We start from the raw sequence: 18079 nt of genomic DNA on the forward strand, positions 1-18079 counted from the left end.
GCCTGAGCTTCAACTGTAACAAAGGCCTTCAAAAAGCGGTTATCTATTCGTATCTTTACAAATTGAAATTTCGCTTAAAACAGCCTCCTAAACGGCCACTTATACTTGCCGGAGAGGCTCACTGATATATGGTAAACATAACTGAAGATAAACTGGACGAACTTGATGCGCGCCAGCACATTATAATTAAGGGTGCCCGGGTACATAACCTCAAAAACCTGAGTGTGGCGCTGCCCCGCAACAAGTTTATCGTCATTACGGGGCTGTCAGGGTCAGGTAAATCGTCGTTGGCTTTTGATACCCTGTATGCCGAGGGGCAGCGCATGTACGTGGAGAGCCTGAGCTCCTACGCGCGCCAGTTCCTGGGCCGTATGGATAAGCCCGATGTAGACTACATCAAAGGCATCAGCCCGGCCATCGCCATCGAGCAGAAGGTAAGTATAAAGAACAACCGCTCTACCGTTGGCACCAGCACCGAGATCTACGATTACCTGAAGTTGCTTTACGCCCGCATCGGCAAAACCTACTCGCCTGTATCGGGGGAGGTGGTGCAGAAAGATTCTGTGGCCGATGTGGTAGACTTTATTTTCTCGTTGGAGGATGAGGCCCGGGTGATGATTCTGGCGCCGCTGCACCAGCACAAGGAGCGCACACTAGCCAAAGAACTGGATCTGCTGCTGCAGAAAGGTTATTCGCGCCTGTACGCTGATGGGCAGGTATACTTTATAGAGGAGCTGCTGGAGGAGAAGAAGCCGAAGCTGGGCAAAGAGATTTTTATACTTGTAGACCGCGCCGTGATCTACAAAAATGACGAGGATCTGCAGTTTCGTATTGCTGACTCGGTGCAGACTGCCTTTTTTGAGGGCCACGGCGAGTGCCGCGTAAAGTATGGCAACGAGGAAGAGCGGGTGTTTTCGGATAGGTTTGAGTTGGACGGGATGGTGTTCGAGGAGCCGTCGGTTAACTTCTTCAGCTTCAACAACCCCTACGGCGCCTGCCAGACCTGCGAGGGCTTCGGCAGCGTGCTCGGCATCGACCCGGACCTGGTGATCCCGGACAAGAGCCTAACGGTGTACGAGGGAGCCATCGCCCCGTGGCGAAGCGATAAGATGAACGAATGGCTACAGCCGCTGCTCAAGAACGGTATCCGTTTCGATTTCCCGATCCACAGGCCATACAACGAGCTGACGGAGGCCGAGCAGGAGCTGCTCTGGACAGGCAACAAGTATTTCTCCGGGCTCAACGCCTTCTTTAAAGAGATACAGTCGCAGACGCACAAGATACAGTACCGCGTGATGCTGTCGCGCTACCGTGGCCGTACCACCTGCCCCGACTGCAAGGGCTCGCGTTTGCGCAAAGATGCCAGTTACGTAAAAGTGGGCGGCAAAAGTATAACCGACCTTGTGCTGATGCCGATTACGCAGGTGCTGCCGTTTTTCCGCGACCTTCAGCTGACGGAGCATGAGCAAAACGTGTCCGAGCGACTAGTAACGGAGGTGACGAACCGCTTAGGCTACCTGGAGCGCGTGGGGCTGGGCTACCTGACACTGAACCGCCTCTCCAATACATTATCCGGCGGCGAGAGCCAGCGCATTAACCTGGCTACTTCGTTGGGTAGTGCCCTGGTGGGCTCCATGTATATCCTAGACGAGCCAAGTATAGGCTTGCACCCGAAGGATTCCGAGCAACTGATTGGCGTGTTGCGCTCGCTGCAGCAGCTGGGTAATACCGTAATTGTGGTGGAGCACGAGGAGGAGATGATGCGCGCTGCAGACCAATTAATAGATATCGGCCCGGAGGCTGGGTCGGGTGGCGGCAACCTGATGTTCCAGGGCTCTTTTGAAGAAATGGCGAAATCAGGGGATACCTATACCGGCCGCTACCTGAGTGGCAGGATGGAGGTGCCGGTGCCAACGCAGCGCCGTAAATGGCGCAATGCCATCGAGCTGATCGGGGCTCGGGAAAATAACCTCAAAAGCCTGAGTGTGAAGATTCCGCTCGGTATCATGACGGTGGTAACAGGCGTGAGCGGCTCCGGTAAATCTACCCTGATCAAGAAGATTCTGGCTCCGGCTATGCAGAAGCTGCACGGCGCTACTGCCGAGGCAACCGGAAAGTTCGATAAGCTGGCCGGCGACTACAGCAAGATTGAGCACGTGGAGTTTGTGGACCAGAATCCCATCGGCAAGTCGTCGCGCTCTAACCCGGTAACATACGTGAAGGCGTATGATGCCATACGAAGCCTGTATGCTGATCAGCCTGTAGCCAAAGCGCGCGGGTTTAAGCCATCGCACTTCTCGTTTAACATAGAGGGTGGCCGCTGCGAAGTATGCCAGGGCGAAGGACAGGTGAAGATAGAGATGCAGTTCATGGCCGATATCTACCTGACCTGCGACAGCTGTCACGGGCAGCGTTTCAAGCAGGATGTGCTGGATGTAAAGTATAAGGATAAGAGCATCTCGGATGTGCTGGACATGACCATTGCCGACAGTATCGACTTCTTTGCCGACCAACCAAAGATCATTGAGAAGCTGAGGCCGCTGAACGAGGTGGGGCTGGGGTATATCCGACTGGGGCAGTCGAGCAATACGCTTTCTGGCGGGGAGGCGCAGCGGGTGAAGCTGGCGTCGTTCCTGACGAAGGGGGCGCAGCCACACCAAAGCGACATCCTCTTTATCTTCGATGAGCCGAGCACCGGCCTGCACTTCCACGACATAAGCAAATTGCTCACCTCCATTAACGCGCTCATCGAGAACGGCAACACCGTGGTGATCATCGAGCACAACATGGATATCATAAAATCCGCTGACTGGATCATAGACCTTGGCCCGGAGGGAGGTATAAACGGAGGGCACTTGCTGTTTGAAGGTACGCCAGAGGAGATGGCGAAGCTGGAGGATAACCATACGGCTAGGTTCCTGAAGGAAAGGCTCTAAGTGAAGTAAAGTATAAGTATAAAGCCGCTGCAAGTATAACTGCAGCGGCTTTTTTGTTGTGTCAAATCCAACCACCTCTAATCCCTCCGAGGAGGGGAACTTTTCCATGAACGATTACATCCTCCTGCCCCCTTTGAAGGCAGGGTCGTTTCATTCTAACTAAGTCACGTAAAATACCAGAGCAAGAAATTTGAAAGGAGGGGTTATGCTAAGTGAGCTGATAGAGCAGCTAAACCAGTTGCCAGATAAAAGAAGGGGTGCCGGGAGACGACACCCGCTAGGGGTTGTCCTTGTTTTGAGCATCATGGCCACTGTGAGTGGCATGTGCTCTTACCGTGCCATGGGGGACTTTGTGCGGGCAAACGAGCAGGAGCTGCTCAGGCTTCTCGACGCAAAGCGCCTGCCCTCTTACTCTACCCCGCGCAGGGTTATCATGCACATACCCACGGACGCGCTTTCTCATGTGCTTGGGCACTGGAACAGCTCCGCTGAGGGGAAGGGCAAGGTACTGCAGTGGGCCCAGTTGGATGGCAAGGCCATAAAGGCCACGGTAGAAGGCTATGGGGAAAGCCGTCAGGATTTCGTGAATGTGGTGAGCCTTTTTTTCGGGCAGCAAAGAAGGGTTGTGGCCTCCGCCAGCTTTCGCAACAAAGAGGAGAGCGAGATAAAGACAGTGCGGCAGCTGATTGAAAAGCAAACCGCCAAAGGGCTCGTGTACACCGCCGACGCCCTCCACGCACAAAAAAACAGTAGCGGCCATACTGGAAAACAAGTGCCATTACGTGCTGAAGTTGAAAGCGAACCACAAGCTGCTCTTTGCGCAGGTGCAGGCAGTATGCGCGCAAGAAACGCGGCAGCGTTACAGCAGCAGCGAGTACGGGAAAGGGCGCCGTGAACACAGAAAAGTGGAGGCGTTCCGGGCGCAGGGCGAGCAGAAGGAGCAGTGGCGGGGGCTGCGCACCTTCATCAAAGTGACCCGCTGGGGAAGCAGGGAGGGGAAAGCCTATGAGCGGACCAGCTACTACATCAGCGACCTGCGGCTGAAGGCAAAGGAGTTCGCCAAGGGGATACGGCTGCATTGGGCAATCGAGAACGGCCTGCACTGGGTAAAGGATACTGTCTTCAAAGAAGACAGCTGCAGGGCAAGAAGGGGGAACGGGCCTGCCATTCTCTCGCTGTTAAGAAGCTTTGCCATTAGCCTGCTGGCCAGAATGGGCACCACGATAACGCAAACTATGAGAACGGTAACCAATAAACCAGATAAAATAGCGCAATTGCTAGAATGAAACGGCCCTGCCTTCGAAGGAGGACTTGGTATAAGTTGCATAGCGAAGGCAGTAGCTATCGAACTGATCCCAGTCTTTCCGTTGAGCGCCTTTGGAGTTTTTCCGGTGCCGAGCGGGAGCGAGGCAGCCCGAGGCACGAGGGCAGGAAAAGGTCCCAGCGCGATGCGGGAAGACGAGCCCTCCCGGGCTGAGGGAGCCAAAGCAAGAAATGCAACGAGCCGCTTGTAAGACTGAGGATCAGCGGTAGCTAGAAAGTATAGCTCAGCTCTCGATGCAAGGAGCAATGGCCAGAAAGTATAGCCAAAGTATAAACAGTAAATCAACAGCAGTTAGAAAGTATAACTTGGTTCAAATAGGTGCACTCAACTCGTACTAACTTAACTAAGGCAGGTATACCAAATTTTCCTATCTTGCCGTAAAGCTTCTGGACAAGCTAGACCAAGTATAACCATCATCAACAAAGTATAAAACATGAGAAAGAAGATTGTTGCAGGCAACTGGAAAATGAATAAAACCGCTGAGGAGGCACTTTCGCTGGTGTCGGAGATCGACAACATGGTGAAGGACGAGGTGAACGGCGATGTGACTGTGGTTGTAGCCCCTCCGTTTCCGTTCCTGCAGAGCGTGGGCAGGCTAACCCAAGGGAACGATAAAATGCACCTTGCCGCCCAGAACGTGAGCGAGCATGAGAGTGGAGCCTTTACCGGGGAGGTGTCGGCTGCTATGCTGAAATCAGTAGGAGTGGAGTATGTGATTATCGGGCACAGTGAGCGACGCATGTACCACCATGAAGATGCCCAGACGCTGTACAAAAAAATGAAAGTTACCATTGCCCATGGCATGAAGCCGATTTTCTGCTGCGGCGAGCCGCTGGAGGAGCGCGACGCCGACCGCCACTTCGATTATGTGGGCAAGCAGCTCCACGACAGCCTGTCATACCTCAGCAACGAGGAGTTTGACCAGGTGGTGGTGGCCTACGAGCCGATCTGGGCGATTGGCACAGGTCGCACCGCCAGCAGCCAGCAGGCGCAGGAAATGCACGAGTACATCCGTGAGCAACTTGCCCGTATGTTCGATGCCGAGGCGGCCTACAACACGTCCATACTTTACGGTGGCAGCTGCAATCCAGGCAATGCCAAAGAGCTGTTCTCGCAGGCCGATGTAGACGGCGGTTTGATCGGGGGCGCGTCGCTCAAATCAAGGGATTTTACGGATGTGATCAAATCCATATAAAATACAATAAGAAATTGTTAAAAAGGTCGCTAATCTACTGGGTTAGCGACCTTTTTTTGTATCTTGCCTATATTTTAACAAACTAATTTATGCAGATACTGCTCATACTTTGGATGGCGCTGCTGCCGCACCTGAGCCCTGCTTCTGCTTCAGAGGTCGGGCGTAACCACTGCCAGGTGTATGGCAGTGTGTACCTGGAGCGCAACCCCATATATAAAAATACCGCCTCGCATGTGGTGTACCTGGGGGAGGAGGAGGCTTTTGCCGATATGGTGGTATACCGCGAGAGCAACAAGCTCTTTGCCGATGCGCCCGCCGTCTGGTACGTAACGCCAAACAAGGCCTTTGCCGACCATGTGCTGTACGTGACCGAGCAACGCCATGAAGCTGATTTTACCGTGCATTTTACCGATGCGCGTTCTTTTGCCACTTGCCGAGAATAATATTTACCATGGATTTTATAGAAGTAACCTTAAAAGTAAACGCAGACTTTGCGGATATACTGACAGCTGAACTGGGAGAGTTGGGCTTTGACGCCTTTGTGGAAACCGAAGACGGCTTCAGCGCCTACATCGAGGAAGATAAGTATAGCCAGCAGGAGCTGGAGGAGACCCTGAACCGCTACGCCGACTTTGTGCCGGTGGAGTATACTACCCAAAAGATCGAGCGCCAGAACTGGAACGAGGAGTGGGAACGCAATTTCGAGCCGCTTTTCATTGGCGGCGAGGTATCTGTGCGTGCTTCGTTTCACGAGAAACCTGCGGATGCCAGGTATGATATTGTCATCAACCCGAAGATGTCGTTCGGCACGGGTCACCACGAAACCACCACGCTCATGATCGAGAACCAGTTGACGCTGGACCACCAGGGCAAGCGCGTGCTGGATATGGGCTGCGGCACCGGTATTCTGGCCATTATGGCGGGAGAGTTGGGCGCCTCAGAGATTGTGGCGGTGGAGATTGAGGACTGGACTGTGGAGAATGCCCGCGAAAATGCCGAACTCAATGGCTACACCAGTATAGATGTACGGCTGGGAGGCGCCGAGACCATTGAAGGAGACAAGCCTTATGATATCATCCTTGCCAACATCAACCGAAACGTTTTACTGGAAGATATGCCCGCCTACAAAGCGGTACTGAAACCGGAAGGTTGGCTGCTGCTGAGCGGCTTCTACACCGAGGACCTGCCCATGATACAAGAGCGCTGCGAAGAGCTTGGCCTGACGTATGTGTCACACCGCGTTAAAAATAATTGGGTTTCTGCCACCTTCAGAGCATAGTATAAAAGTTTACCGTCCAATCATCCAACCCCCACCCTTATGAAACAACTTTTACCCTTCATCTTATTTTTTACGGTTCTGGCGGCGCAGGCGCAGCAGACAAAGCTATCAACCGACCCCGACAAGTTTGTAGGAGATGTAAAAGCACTGCTGGTAGCGGGGAGAGTCGAGAACGCTGAGGCACTCTCCGCCGACCTGGAGGAAGTATGGGGCAGCGGCAAGCTATCCTCCAAACAACAAAAGGAGGTGATAGACATTGCCCAACTCATGTACCGCAAGCGCATGCGCAGCAATCCGCATTTCTCAGACTTCTTTGCTACCGTTACGGCTGCTGTAAAAAAGCAGAACCTGCGCCCCGCTCAGCTGGATAACCTGCTGGAGGTAACCGCCAAAACCGTGCAACAGGAGGATACAAAGCGGCTGGAGCAGTTCCTGCGTACTACTAACCTGTTTATGAGCCAGAATAAGCTGTTTCAGCACCAGTATTACAGCCTGCGTGCTACCGGCGGCAGCTTTAGCTTCTCCTACGAGGGAGCAAGCAAGGTAAGCCCAGAGCAGGAGGAGGGTGCTGATGCCTGGGGCGGCGTGTCATGGGATGATGAGGCAAGCGCAACAGAAGAAACCTGGGAGGATGACGGATGGGGGACAGTAGTGCCTAAGCCTAAAAAAGAAAAAGAAGACAAGCAGAAAAGCGCACAGAAGCGTTTAGAAAGCCTGAAGCGCCAGTTTGTGCCCTCCATGCCAAAGGTGTCGGGGCCGGTGCTGAAGCTGGAGAAGGTGGCACTTGGTTTCGTTACCCCCTGGGATTCCGTGGCCATACAAAACACGTCCGGGCAACTTATGCTCACACAGAACATGTTTGTAGGCGAAGGTGGTAATTTTAACTGGGAGGTGAAAGGTGAGCCAGCCAAAGCAGAACTGGGCAAGTATAACTTTAATACCAGTTTTGCCGGATTTAAGGCACCCGATGCAAAAGTGACGTATGCGGCGGTGCTGGCTGCCCCGGTAGAGGGGGCGCTGGAGTGGATGAGCAGCAAGCGCAAAAACGGAAACTACCCTTACCCTAAGTTCACCTCTTTTACCAGCAGTGCCCGCCTGAACAACCTGGGCGGGGATATTGCCTACACAGGAGGTTTCTCCCTGACCGGTAACATTATCGGAAGCCGCCCTTTGGATGGCAGTTTATCGCAGTTGGTGGTGTCGCAGCAGGGCAAGCGCCGTTTCCGCACCATGGCCCGCAACTATACGTTCGAGGATTCGCTGGTGTTGGCAAACCGCGCCTCTGTAGCTGTATACCAAGGGCAGGACTCCCTGATTCACCCGGCAGTGCAGCTGCGCTACTCCCGCGTAAACCAGGACCTTACCCTGACAAAAGACAAAGGCCCTTATGCCCACACACCTTTCTATGATACCTACCACGAGCTGGAGATCACTGCGGAGCGTGTGCACTGGAACCTGAACAAGCCCGAAATAGAATTCTCCATTCTGAATACCAAAACACTGATACCAGTGCAGCTGGAGTCTGCAGAGTATTACTCTAATGTGCGGTACCAGCAGCTGGTAGGCATTGCGCCGTTCCATCCGCTGCAGGTGCTGGTAGGCTACGGAGCGAAGGCAAAATCCAGTACGTTTTACGCTGCCGATGTAGCCCGTGCCACCCGCCTGGATGAAAAAGCCGTGCGCGAGGCTGCAGAAGTGATGTCGTACCAGGGATATCTGGACTATGACCCTGCCTCCGGCTACATACAGCTAAAAGACAAAGCCTGGCACTACGTAGGTGCCTCCCGCGATAAGAATGATTACGACCATATTGTAATTAAGTCAGTGGTGCCATCCGGGCGCAACGCAACCCTCAACCTGGAGAACAATAAACTGACGGTGCGCGGGGTAAACAGGATCACTTTTAACAATGACACTGCCAGCGTGTACATATTGCCGCGCCGCGAGGAGATTCATGTGCTTAAGAACCGTGATATTGAGTTTGACGGGCAAGTATACGCCAGCGGCCTTGCCTTGCGTGGCACCGAGTTTAAGTTTAACTATGATGAGTTTGCTATTGACCTGACCAAGCTGGACACCATTGCGCTGGTAACCAGAAACCGGACGGTAAGGGATAAGAAAGCATCGGAGCAGGTGATGACCAGCAACTCCGGTGGTAACCTCTCCGGCAAACTGTACATCAACAAACCCGACAATAAATCCGGGGAGAAGTATATGCCGGAGTACCCGAAGTTTGACGCGGTGGCCGGTGCGCAGATGGCCTTTGCTCGCCCCGATGTGGCAGGTGGCGCTTACGACAGCACCGTATACTTTGATATGCCTCCGTTTAAGCTCGATAGCCTGAGCTCGAGTAAGAGTGTGGTTGCTTTTGACGGTACGTTTAACTCCGGGGGGATTTTCCCGCCTATCAAGACAAAGCTGCAGATGATGCCTGACCAGACAATGGGCTTCTACTACCAGCCGCCTGCTAAAGGCCTTGCGGCTTATGGCGGCAAGGGTATGGTGTATGATACCATCATGATGAGTGCCGCGGGTATTCAGAGCAAGGGCAAGCTGCAATACCTGTCGGCTACGTTACAGGCACCCGTGTACACTTTCTACCGGAATGGCGCTGTAGCCGAAGGTGGCACAGAAGCCGTCATAAACGAAAGTACTGTGAACGGCACTGCGTACCCGGTAGCATCCTTGAAAAACTTTAACATGAACTGGCAGCCGCAGGCCGATACCATGTACCTGCAAACGACCGAGCAACCTATGACGGTGTACAAAGAAGGCTATACTTTTAAAGGTGTGGCAAAGCTGTCGCCGGGGGGCTTGTACGGTAGCGGTGAACTGGATAACAAACTTGCCAATGTTACATCTGCTAAAATGCTGTTCGGCCAGCGCAGCTTTAGTGGCAATAACGCACAAATGCTCGTGAAGTCTGACGTAGAAGGCCGGCCGGCCATTAAAGCCCAGGATGTGGCCTTTACCTACGACATGACCACCGGTTTCGTGGATTTTGAGAGCGAGCAGAAAGGCGCAGCAAGTATGGAGTTCCCGAAAACGCAGTATAAAACATCCATGAGCAGCGCCCGCTGGGACATGAACCAGAAGAAGGTAAGCCTGAAAGCGGACGAGAACGGTGGCAAGAACTGGTTCTACTCACAGCACCAGGAGCAGGAAGGTCTTCGGTTTATGGCAGAGGGGGGAGAGTTTAGCCTGCAAGACAACACGCTGCACGCAACCGGTGTGCCGCACATAGCGGTGGCCGACTCGTATGTGGTGCCGGATAGTGGTAAGGTAGCAGTGGCGGCCGGGGCAAATATCCAAACGCTGCGCAACGCCAAAGTGCTGGCCGACTCTGTGCAGCAGCACCACAAGCTATACAGTGGCAACATTGATGTGCTGTCGCGGCAGGAGTTTAAGGGCGATGCCATACTCGACTATTCTAACGCAGCCGGCGACTCTTTCCAGTTGCGCTTCGGTGATTTTGTGTACGGCAACCCGGAACAGAAAAAGAAGCCGGTTTATACTTTTGCCACGGCTTACATGGAAGATGAGGCGCATCCGTTCTACATCTTCCCTAAAATTATGTACCGCGGTAAAGCCATCATGAAAGCTCCTAACGAGTCGATGGACTTTGATGGGGAGGTGAAGCTGAACTTTACTGGTAACCCAGCTGACTCCGACTGGTTCCCTTACAAGAAAGACACGCTTGACCCGAACAATGTGCGTATCCCCATCCTGAAGCCGAAGGCGGCAGATGGGTCGCCGCTGCACACAGGCCTGCACGTGGCTACGGGGTCAGGTAAAGTATACAACACCTTTGTGTCCAGGAAGCAGGGCGTAGAAGACCTGGACCTGTTTACGGTAGATGGGCTGCTGTCTTATGACAAGGAGAGAGGGGAGTTTAAGATAGGCCGCGAAGCAAGAGCCTACGGCGATTCTTATGAGGGTAATGTGCTGCGCTATAACCAAGCCACCAACACGGTGCATTTTGAGGGCAAGCTTAACTTAGTGAAGCCGAAGAAGAACTTTAACATAGAGGCATCCGGCAGCGGAAACGCTAATGTAGACAGCAGCCGCTATAACATGAACACCTTCCTTGCCTTCGATCTGGATATGCCAAACCAAGCACTGGAGGCCATGGCCGGCAACCTGCGGGGCAATTCAACAGGGGCAGCAGCCATTAGTAACGTAGATGATGAACTGCTTTATAAATTAGGTGGCATTGTTGGCGACAAGGATGCACGGAAGTTCCGCGATATGTCGTTGGCAGGGTATGTGCCGCTACCGAAAGTCTCGAAGCGCCTGGAGCGCAGCCTGGTGCTGAACAACGTGGACCTGCGCTGGTCTAACGAGCAGAAGGCATGGTACAGCGTGGGCGGCATAGGAGTGGCTAGCAGCCAGAAAGAGGACATCAACTCCCAAATGAACGGCTACCTGGAGATGAAGCAGGACATGTACGGCGATCCGGTGGTGAATTTATACTTGCAGGCCGACCCGTATACCTGGTACTACTTTAGCTTCTTTGAGAACGGCCTGGCCATGGTATCCTCAGACGAGAAGTTCAATAAAACGATCCGCTCTAAGTCGAAAGGCAGTCGCGGCTCTACCAGTAGCTATGGCATTTACGATGCCATGCCGATCGAGAAGAATGAGTTCCTGAACTACTTCCAGAAGACATACCTGGGTGGGGCGGAAGGCTTTAAAACCGTGACGGAGAATGTGGTGAACGAGCCAACCGGCAACTTCGATTTTATCTCAGAAGATGATGATAAAAAGGGCCGCAGGAAGAAAAAGAAGAACCGTGAAGAAGAGGGCGAAGGAACTTTCTAATATAACCAGGAACCATAAACACAGCGTATAGGGTTAAGGAGGCGCTTAAATATTGGTTGGGAAATTAAGTTTTGCCTATATTTGGGTTTGTTTTTGCTACTAAAACGTGCCTGGCATACTTGCCGGTGCAATTGGCGAAAACCTGGCCTCCTGGTTCAAATCTCATACTTATGAATATATTACTGATAGCTGTATTTGGCCTTTTGGCTTACCTAATCGGCTCTATCTGTTCGGCTGTCTGGATAGGCAAGGCGTACTATGGCATTGATGTCCGGCAGCATGGCAGCGGCAACTCCGGTGCCACAAACACTTTCCGGGTGCTGGGCAAGAAACCTGGTGCAGTGGTAATGCTGCTTGATATCTTTAAGGGATGGACAGCGACCTCACTGGCAGGCTTCCTGGTGATCTTTAATGCCATCGAGCCTGAGCAACTCATTGTCTTACAGTTGATTTATGGAGCCATTGGCGTGCTAGGCCACATCTTTCCGGTTTACGAGAAGTTTAAGGGAGGCAAAGGCGTGGCAACCCTGCTGGGTATGATGCTGGCCATTGAGCCGGTGGTGGCCCTGATGTGCATTGCCATCTTTGTGGTGGTGCTGTTTACGTCCAGGTATGTATCCCTGGGTTCTATGATTGCGGCGCTGGCTTTCCCGATGCTGCTATTGCTGGTTCCGCGCTTTCACCCGGATAACCCGATCCTGATTATCTTTGGGTTTATACTTTTCGCGGTGGTGGTGCTGACGCACCGTAAAAACATTAACCGCCTGATTGCCGGCGAGGAGAGTAAGGCCAACATTAAGCTGGGCCGCAAGCGTTAAAAAGTAAAGACAAGTATAAAAAATACGATAAGGGCTACCATGCACAGCAAGGGTGGCTTTTTTTTGTAACTTTAAGTCAAAACAGAGCAAAAACCTTACGCTATGATCAATCAATATATCAACGAGAACAAAGACCGTTTTGTAAACGAGCTGCTTGACATGCTGCGTATCCCGTCTGTTAGCGCCGACCCAAAGTTTAAGGCCGATGTGATGCAAAATGCCGAGTTTCTGAAAGAGCGCCTGATAGAGGCCGGCGCCGATAAAGTGGAACTGGTGGAAACGGCCGGCAACCCGGTGGTGTACGGCGAGAAGATGATAGACCCTAACCTGCCAACGGTGCTGGTGTATGGCCACTACGATGTGCAGCCCGCTGACCCTTATGAGCTGTGGAACTCCCCGCCGTTCGAGCCCGTGATAAAGGACGGAAAGATATACGCCCGCGGCGCCTGCGACGACAAAGGGCAGATGTACATGCACGTGAAGGCTTTTGAAACAATGGTGAAGACCGGTACACTGGCCTGCAACGTGAAGTTCATGATAGAAGGCGAGGAGGAAGTAGGCTCGGTAAACCTAGGCACTTTCGTGCGCGAGAACAAAGACCGCCTGCAGGGCGACGTGATCCTGATCTCCGATACAGGCATGCTGGGCAACGACACGCCATCCATCACCACGGGCCTGCGTGGCCTGAGCTACGTGGAGGTAGAGGTAACAGGCCCGAACCGCGACCTGCATTCCGGCCTATACGGCGGTGCCGTGGCCAACCCGATCAACATACTTTGCCAGATGATCGCCTCGATGCACGACGAGAATAACCACATCACCATACCGGGCTTTTACGATAACGTGGATGAGCTGAGCCAGGAGGAGCGTGCCGAAATGGCCCGTGCCCCGTTTGACCTGGAGAAGTATAAAAAAGCGCTGGACCTGGGCGATGTGCACGGCGAGGCAGGCTACGTAACCATGGAGCGAAACTCCATCCGCCCGACGCTGGACGTGAACGGCATCTGGGGGGGCTACACCGGCGAAGGTGCTAAAACCGTGATCCCATCAAAGGCTTATGCCAAAATCTCGATGCGCCTGGTGCCGCACCAAACTTCTGAAGAGATCACCGAGAAATTTAAGAAGCATTTTGAAAGTATAGCGCCGAAAAGCGTGAAGGTGGTAGTGAAGCCGCACCACGGCGGAGAACCGGTGGTAACGCCAACCGATTCGGCTGCCTACCAAGCGGCTGCCATGGCATACGAGGAGACCTTTGGCGTGAAGCCGATTCCGGTGCGCAGCGGCGGCTCTATCCCTATTGTAGCCATGTTCAAGTCAGAGCTCGGCCTGGATTCCGTACTAATGGGCTTTGGTTTGGATTCTGATGCCATTCACTCGCCGAACGAGAGCTACGGCCTGTTCAACTACATGAAAGGCATCGAAACCATCCCGCAGTTTTACAAGCACTTCGCAGAGCTTAAGAAATAAGCATCTGCCAAAGTATAAAGTATAGATAAAGGCCCGGCTGGTAATCAGCCGGGCCTTTATTTTAGCGGAACATCATCTCGTCAGTTGAAGGTGGGCGCAGCAGGTAGCCTATACTTAGTTTGTAGGCAAAATTCTTCTGGTCCAGTGATTTGGAGAAGGAGGTAAGGCCGCCGGTGTTGTGCACGCTCAGAAAAAAGCCGTTGTCCATTTCAATGCCGATGCCCACTGTGTAGCCGTAATCCCAGCGCTCAAAATCTTTTATGTGTAAAGGGTAGTTGCCCAACTCCGTTGGGTTTGGATCATCAATGGTATTGCGGTCTAGGCGCTTCACCTCGGTGGCTTCGGCAAGCAGGTAGCCCAGGTAAGGGCCACCCTCTACAAAAAGCCCTCCTTTCTGCAGCTTCAGCATAACAGGTAGCATCAGGTAGTGTAGGCGGTGGTCATCGGCCAGTACCTCATCCGCACTTATCGGGTACTCATCGTACACAAAGCCCCGCTGCTCGTACTGCAACTCGCCCTGCACCGCCAGCCGTGACACAAACTCATAGCTCAGGATAAGGCCGCCGTTAAAGCCAGCCAGGTTGTTGGTGGTGTTGGAGGAGCCGTCGGAGCCCTGCACACTGGAGAGGTTGCCGCCCACCTTGGCCCCGAAGCGGGTATACTGCGCCTGCGCCAGCAGCACCGGCAAAAGTATAAGTAACGGAAGTAGTAGCATCTTTTTCATAGTTCGGGAGGGAATGGCTGTGTATAGATGTTTACTGCCGCAAGTATAAATTTGTTGGGAGCTACAAAAAAGCCAGCCCCACCAAAATGGCGAGGCTGGCTTAGGTAATACAGGAAAAGAAAAAATCTTTATCTGGAGGCAGAGAAGTTCAGGCCCAGCGTCAGCATGATAGTGGAGTGGCGGGCATCCGTAAAGTTCTCGTCATTAAAATACTCTGTGGATAATTTATCCATGAAGTCTGTGAGGCTGCCGTTGTAGCGGAGGCCAACACTCAGGATGCCGCTGGTTATGCCTACACCTGCCGCGTACCCAAACTCAAAGTCCTTCATATCGCCTTTGTCAATATCTGTGGTGGCCGAGCTGGTGCGCTCATCGTTTATATACTCTTTAATATTGTTCTTTACGCTCAGGAGGTAAGAGGCTTGTGGACCTGCCTCGAAGTAAATAGGCCCCGCTTTTATGTGTGCCAGCACCGGCAGCTCCAGATAGTTATAGTTCATGTTGCCCTCGCGGCGGAAACTTCCGGTAGGCAGTTCGAGTTGCGTGTCTTCATACTTAAAACCTTTGTTGGCGTAAAGAAGCTCCGGCTGTACGGAGAAAAATTCGCCGGCCACCGGTATGTTATAGGTAAGTCCGCCATGGAAACCTACTTTGTTCTCGTATCGCGACTCGTCTTTCAGGTCGCCGGAGAGGTTGGAGAAGTTAGCGCCAGCCCTAACGCCCAAACCAGACTGGGCCTGTGCCGCAGCAAAAGAAAGTAATGCCACAGTGAGTGATAAAAATAGCTTCTTCATACTTGTGTCAGTTAATAGCATGTAGCTGTTTACAGCCACATACTGGTTCATAGATTTGTGTTTACAGTTAATGGATAATATCCCTAGCAGCCAGCCTGTTCTTCTGGAACTTAAGTATAAGTTACGCTGCCCCAGTTTTCTTCGGCGCTGCCAGTGCAGAAGTCAATATCAACAAGCAGGCCAAAGTATAGCAGGTAAGTATATAGGAGAGTAAAATATGGTGTAGCTCTATGTTTATAAGGTGATAAACAAGTAAATAAAAAAGTCCGGCCGCATAGCCGGACTTTCAGTTTCCCATAGTTTAATTCTATACTAATGCAATCTTAGCGGCTGCCGGAGAACATATAGCCCAGCGTTAGCATAAATACGCTGTTTCTGTATTCAGGGGCATTGTCGTCGTCATTTAATTGCGAGATATCGCCATTATAACGTACGCCTACGGTAAGGCCCATAGGAGCGGCAAAGCCCACACCCGCTACGTAACCCAAACTAGTGCGTTTAAACTGGTCCAGATCATCGTCTACGTTAGTTCCGTTCACTTCGATGTCGCCGCCCACACGGAAGGAGACCTGCGGGCCTGCTTCAAAGAAAATAGGGCCAGCATTAATATTCGCCAGCACCGGCACATCAATGTAACTTAGCTTGACCTTAAAATCATCGTTCTCTGACTCTCCTCCCTTTTGAGAGAAAAGCAACTCTGGTTGGATAGCGAAGAACTCATCACTTGAAAGGTAAAACTTAGAAAATAAGCCAGCGTGGAAGCGAAACATCCTGTCTGATGCCGATGTTTCGTCGCCAGTTAAGCCCGCATAGTTAGCCCCCGCGCGGATACCAAGTTGCGCTTGGGCATTTGCTGCAAACACAGTTGCCAGCATAAACACAAAAAGTAATAGGGTCTTTTTCATAGCCTTCATCGTTAGTAGTAAAACACTCAAAACTGCCGGCAGTTTTCTGATTAAACACCTTACAGTCGTAAGCTATTACGCACGGCCTCAAGAAAAGTATAGTTTCCTGAACTGATTTTAGCGACAGAGGAGTACAATTTAGGGAGGAGGTAAAAGGGTTGAGCCAAAGAAAAAGCGGCAACCAGGTATAGTTGCCGCTTTTGTTAAATAATTGTTAATTAATGGCTTGTGCTGCTGCCAGTCTTAGCCAGCCCACCCTTCGCGGTCAAGGCTCCGGTACTGAATGGCTTCTGCTAAATGTTCAATTTTAATGTCGTCGCTGCCAGCCAGATCGGCAATGGTGCGGCTCACTTTCAGGATGCGGTCGTAGGCGCGTGCCGACAGACCCAGGCGCTCCATGGCCGTTTTCAGCAGCGTGCGGCCCGCCTCGTTTATCTGGCACACTTCCTTTACCATCTGCGAAGGCATCATGGCGTTGGAGTGGATCTGTGGCATATCCTTAAAGCGCTCTGTCTGTACATCGCGCGCCTGCATCACACGCTCGCGCACCAAGGCACTTTTCTCTGCCTTGCGGGTGGCGGTCATCTCATCAAACGTGACGGGAGTTACCTCCACATGCAGGTCGATGCGGTCCAGCAGAGGGCCGCTTACCTTGTTGAGGTAACGCTGGACTACGCCGGGGCCGCACACACATTCTTTGCTAGGGTCATTGTAATAGCCGCACGGACACGGATTCATACTTGCCACCAACATAAAGTTAGCCGGGAAATCTATAGAGGTTTTGGCACGGGATATAGTGACACGGCGCTCCTCCAGCGGCTGGCGCATTACCTCCAGCACGGTGCGTTTAAACTCCGGCAACTCATCCAGAAACAGCACCCCGTTATGCGACAGCGAGATCTCGCCCGGCTGTGGCACACCTCCGCCACCCACCAGGGCCACATCCGAGATGGTATGGTGCGGCGAGCGGTAAGGGCGCGTGGTAAGCAGCGAGGCAGCTTCGCCCAGTTTGCCTGCCACAGAGTGTATTTTGGTTGTCTCCAGCGCCTCGTGCATCGACAGCGGCGGAAGTATGGACGGCAGGCGTTTGGCCAGCATGGTCTTTCCGGCACCCGGCGGGCCGATCATGATGAGGTTATGGCCTCCGGCTGCGGCAATTTCAAGGGCACGTTTAATGTTCTCCTGCCCCTGCACATCCGAGAAATCGGCAGCGTACTGGTCGGCGGTGCTGTTAAAGAGATCGCGGGTGTTTATCACGATTGGTTCAATCTCGCGGGCTCCGTCCAGGAACTCTATCGCCTCCAGAATATTATTAACCCCGATCACGTCAAGGTTGTTAACAATAGCGGCTTCCTGTGCGTTCTGGGCCGGAAGTATAAATCCCTTGAAACCTTCTTTGCGGGCTTGTATGGCAATGGGTAGTACACCTTTTATCGGCCTGAGTGAACCGTCCAGCGACAGCTCCCCCATGATCATGTACTGCGAAACCTTATCGTCGGAAATCTGGCCGGAGGCGGCAAGGATGCCCATCGCGATGGTGAGGTCGTAAGAGGAGCCTTCTTTACGGATATCGGCAGGGGCCATGTTGATCACGACCTTTTGCCGCGGTATCTTGTAGCCATACTGTTTCAGGGCCGATTCAATACGCTGCTCGCTTTCCTTTACGGCATTATCCGGCAGGCCTACCAGAAAGTATTTTGTGCCAGCGCTAACGCTAACCTCTACAGTAATGGTGTAGGCATGAACACCCTGTACGGCGCTGCCAAACGTTTTAATAAGCATGTTTCCTTCTGTTAAGGAGTATAGGATTCAGGGG

Annotated in this window: 11 protein-coding genes and 1 pseudogene; 8 read left to right on the top strand and 4 right to left on the bottom strand. The window is 52.6% G+C overall.

What is annotated here, in order from left to right; genetic code table 11:
* The first annotated feature begins 128 nt into the window (after positions 1–128).
* The 8 genes and pseudogenes from uvrA to OO017_RS15755 all read left to right on the top strand — a co-directional run bounded on the left by uvrA (position 129) and on the right by OO017_RS15755 (position 13840).
* Complete coding sequence (gene uvrA, locus OO017_RS15720; protein ID WP_266053590.1) at positions 129–2936, top strand: excinuclease ABC subunit UvrA; 2808 nt, start codon at positions 129–131, stop codon at positions 2934–2936.
* 205 nt (positions 2937–3141) lie between these two features.
* Positions 3142–4222, top strand: a pseudogene (locus OO017_RS15725) (ISAs1 family transposase).
* A gap of 471 nt (positions 4223–4693) precedes the next feature.
* On the top strand, positions 4694–5455 hold the full coding sequence (gene tpiA, locus OO017_RS15730; protein ID WP_266053592.1) for a triose-phosphate isomerase: 762 nt from the start codon (positions 4694–4696) through the stop codon (positions 5453–5455).
* A gap of 89 nt (positions 5456–5544) precedes the next feature.
* Positions 5545–5898 carry a 7(1) septoil knot domain-containing protein gene (locus OO017_RS15735; protein WP_266053594.1) on the top strand — a complete coding sequence of 118 codons (354 nt, stop codon included), beginning with the start codon at positions 5545–5547 and terminating at the stop codon, positions 5896–5898.
* 8 nt (positions 5899–5906) lie between these two features.
* The gene (gene prmA / locus OO017_RS15740) at positions 5907–6734 is read left to right on the top strand and encodes a 50S ribosomal protein L11 methyltransferase (protein ID WP_266053596.1); all 828 of its coding nucleotides are present in this window, start codon (positions 5907–5909) and stop codon (positions 6732–6734) included.
* A gap of 39 nt (positions 6735–6773) precedes the next feature.
* Positions 6774–11555 (top strand): hypothetical protein, encoded by a 4782-nt coding sequence (locus OO017_RS15745; RefSeq protein WP_266053598.1) that lies wholly within the window; start codon positions 6774–6776, stop codon positions 11553–11555.
* Positions 11556–11725: 170 nt separating this feature from the next.
* Positions 11726–12373, top strand: coding sequence for a glycerol-3-phosphate 1-O-acyltransferase PlsY (plsY, locus tag OO017_RS15750; protein ID WP_266053600.1), 648 nt, complete (start codon positions 11726–11728; stop codon positions 12371–12373).
* Between the two features lie 102 nt (positions 12374–12475).
* Positions 12476–13840 carry a dipeptidase gene (locus OO017_RS15755; protein ID WP_304608515.1) on the top strand — a complete coding sequence of 455 codons (1365 nt, stop codon included), beginning with the start codon at positions 12476–12478 and terminating at the stop codon, positions 13838–13840.
* A gap of 61 nt (positions 13841–13901) precedes the next feature.
* On the opposite strand, the gene OO017_RS15760 is transcribed toward OO017_RS15755, so the two are convergent.
* From OO017_RS15760 to OO017_RS15775, 4 genes are all read right to left on the bottom strand, one after another.
* Entirely contained in the window at positions 13902–14564 is a 663-nt protein-coding gene (locus OO017_RS15760) for a porin family protein (RefSeq protein ID WP_266053602.1), read from the bottom strand.
* Positions 14565–14692: 128 nt separating this feature from the next.
* Positions 14693–15358 carry a porin family protein gene (locus tag OO017_RS15765; RefSeq protein ID WP_266053604.1) on the bottom strand — a complete coding sequence of 222 codons (666 nt, stop codon included), beginning with the start codon at positions 15356–15358 and terminating at the stop codon, positions 14693–14695.
* A gap of 323 nt (positions 15359–15681) precedes the next feature.
* Complete coding sequence (locus OO017_RS15770; protein ID WP_266053606.1) at positions 15682–16263, bottom strand: porin family protein; 582 nt, start codon at positions 16261–16263, stop codon at positions 15682–15684.
* 243 nt (positions 16264–16506) lie between these two features.
* Positions 16507–18045 (bottom strand): YifB family Mg chelatase-like AAA ATPase, encoded by a 1539-nt coding sequence (locus OO017_RS15775; RefSeq protein WP_266053607.1) that lies wholly within the window; start codon positions 18043–18045, stop codon positions 16507–16509.
* Positions 18046–18079: the final 34 nt, after the last annotated feature.

Source organism: Pontibacter anaerobius (genome assembly GCF_026241195.1).
Lineage (GTDB): Bacteria > Bacteroidota > Bacteroidia > Cytophagales > Hymenobacteraceae > Pontibacter > Pontibacter anaerobius.

Excerpts from the sequence above, each read along its gene's own strand:
- OO017_RS15755 (WP_304608515.1), top strand. The coding sequence starts at position 12,476 with ATGATCAATCAATATATCAACGAGAACAAAGACCGTTTTGTAAACGAG.
- prmA (WP_266053596.1), top strand. The coding sequence starts at position 5,907 with ATGGATTTTATAGAAGTAACCTTAAAAGTAAACGCAGACTTTGCGGAT.
- OO017_RS15765 (WP_266053604.1), bottom strand. The coding sequence starts at position 15,358 with ATGAAGAAGCTATTTTTATCACTCACTGTGGCATTACTTTCTTTTGCT.
- OO017_RS15775 (WP_266053607.1), bottom strand. The coding sequence starts at position 18,045 with ATGCTTATTAAAACGTTTGGCAGCGCCGTACAGGGTGTTCATGCCTAC.
- OO017_RS15735 (WP_266053594.1), top strand. The coding sequence starts at position 5,545 with ATGCAGATACTGCTCATACTTTGGATGGCGCTGCTGCCGCACCTGAGC.
- OO017_RS15745 (WP_266053598.1), top strand. The coding sequence starts at position 6,774 with ATGAAACAACTTTTACCCTTCATCTTATTTTTTACGGTTCTGGCGGCG.
- uvrA (WP_266053590.1), top strand. The coding sequence starts at position 129 with ATGGTAAACATAACTGAAGATAAACTGGACGAACTTGATGCGCGCCAG.
- OO017_RS15770 (WP_266053606.1), bottom strand. The coding sequence starts at position 16,263 with ATGAAAAAGACCCTATTACTTTTTGTGTTTATGCTGGCAACTGTGTTT.
- tpiA (WP_266053592.1), top strand. The coding sequence starts at position 4,694 with ATGAGAAAGAAGATTGTTGCAGGCAACTGGAAAATGAATAAAACCGCT.
- OO017_RS15760 (WP_266053602.1), bottom strand. The coding sequence starts at position 14,564 with ATGAAAAAGATGCTACTACTTCCGTTACTTATACTTTTGCCGGTGCTG.
- plsY (WP_266053600.1), top strand. The coding sequence starts at position 11,726 with ATGAATATATTACTGATAGCTGTATTTGGCCTTTTGGCTTACCTAATC.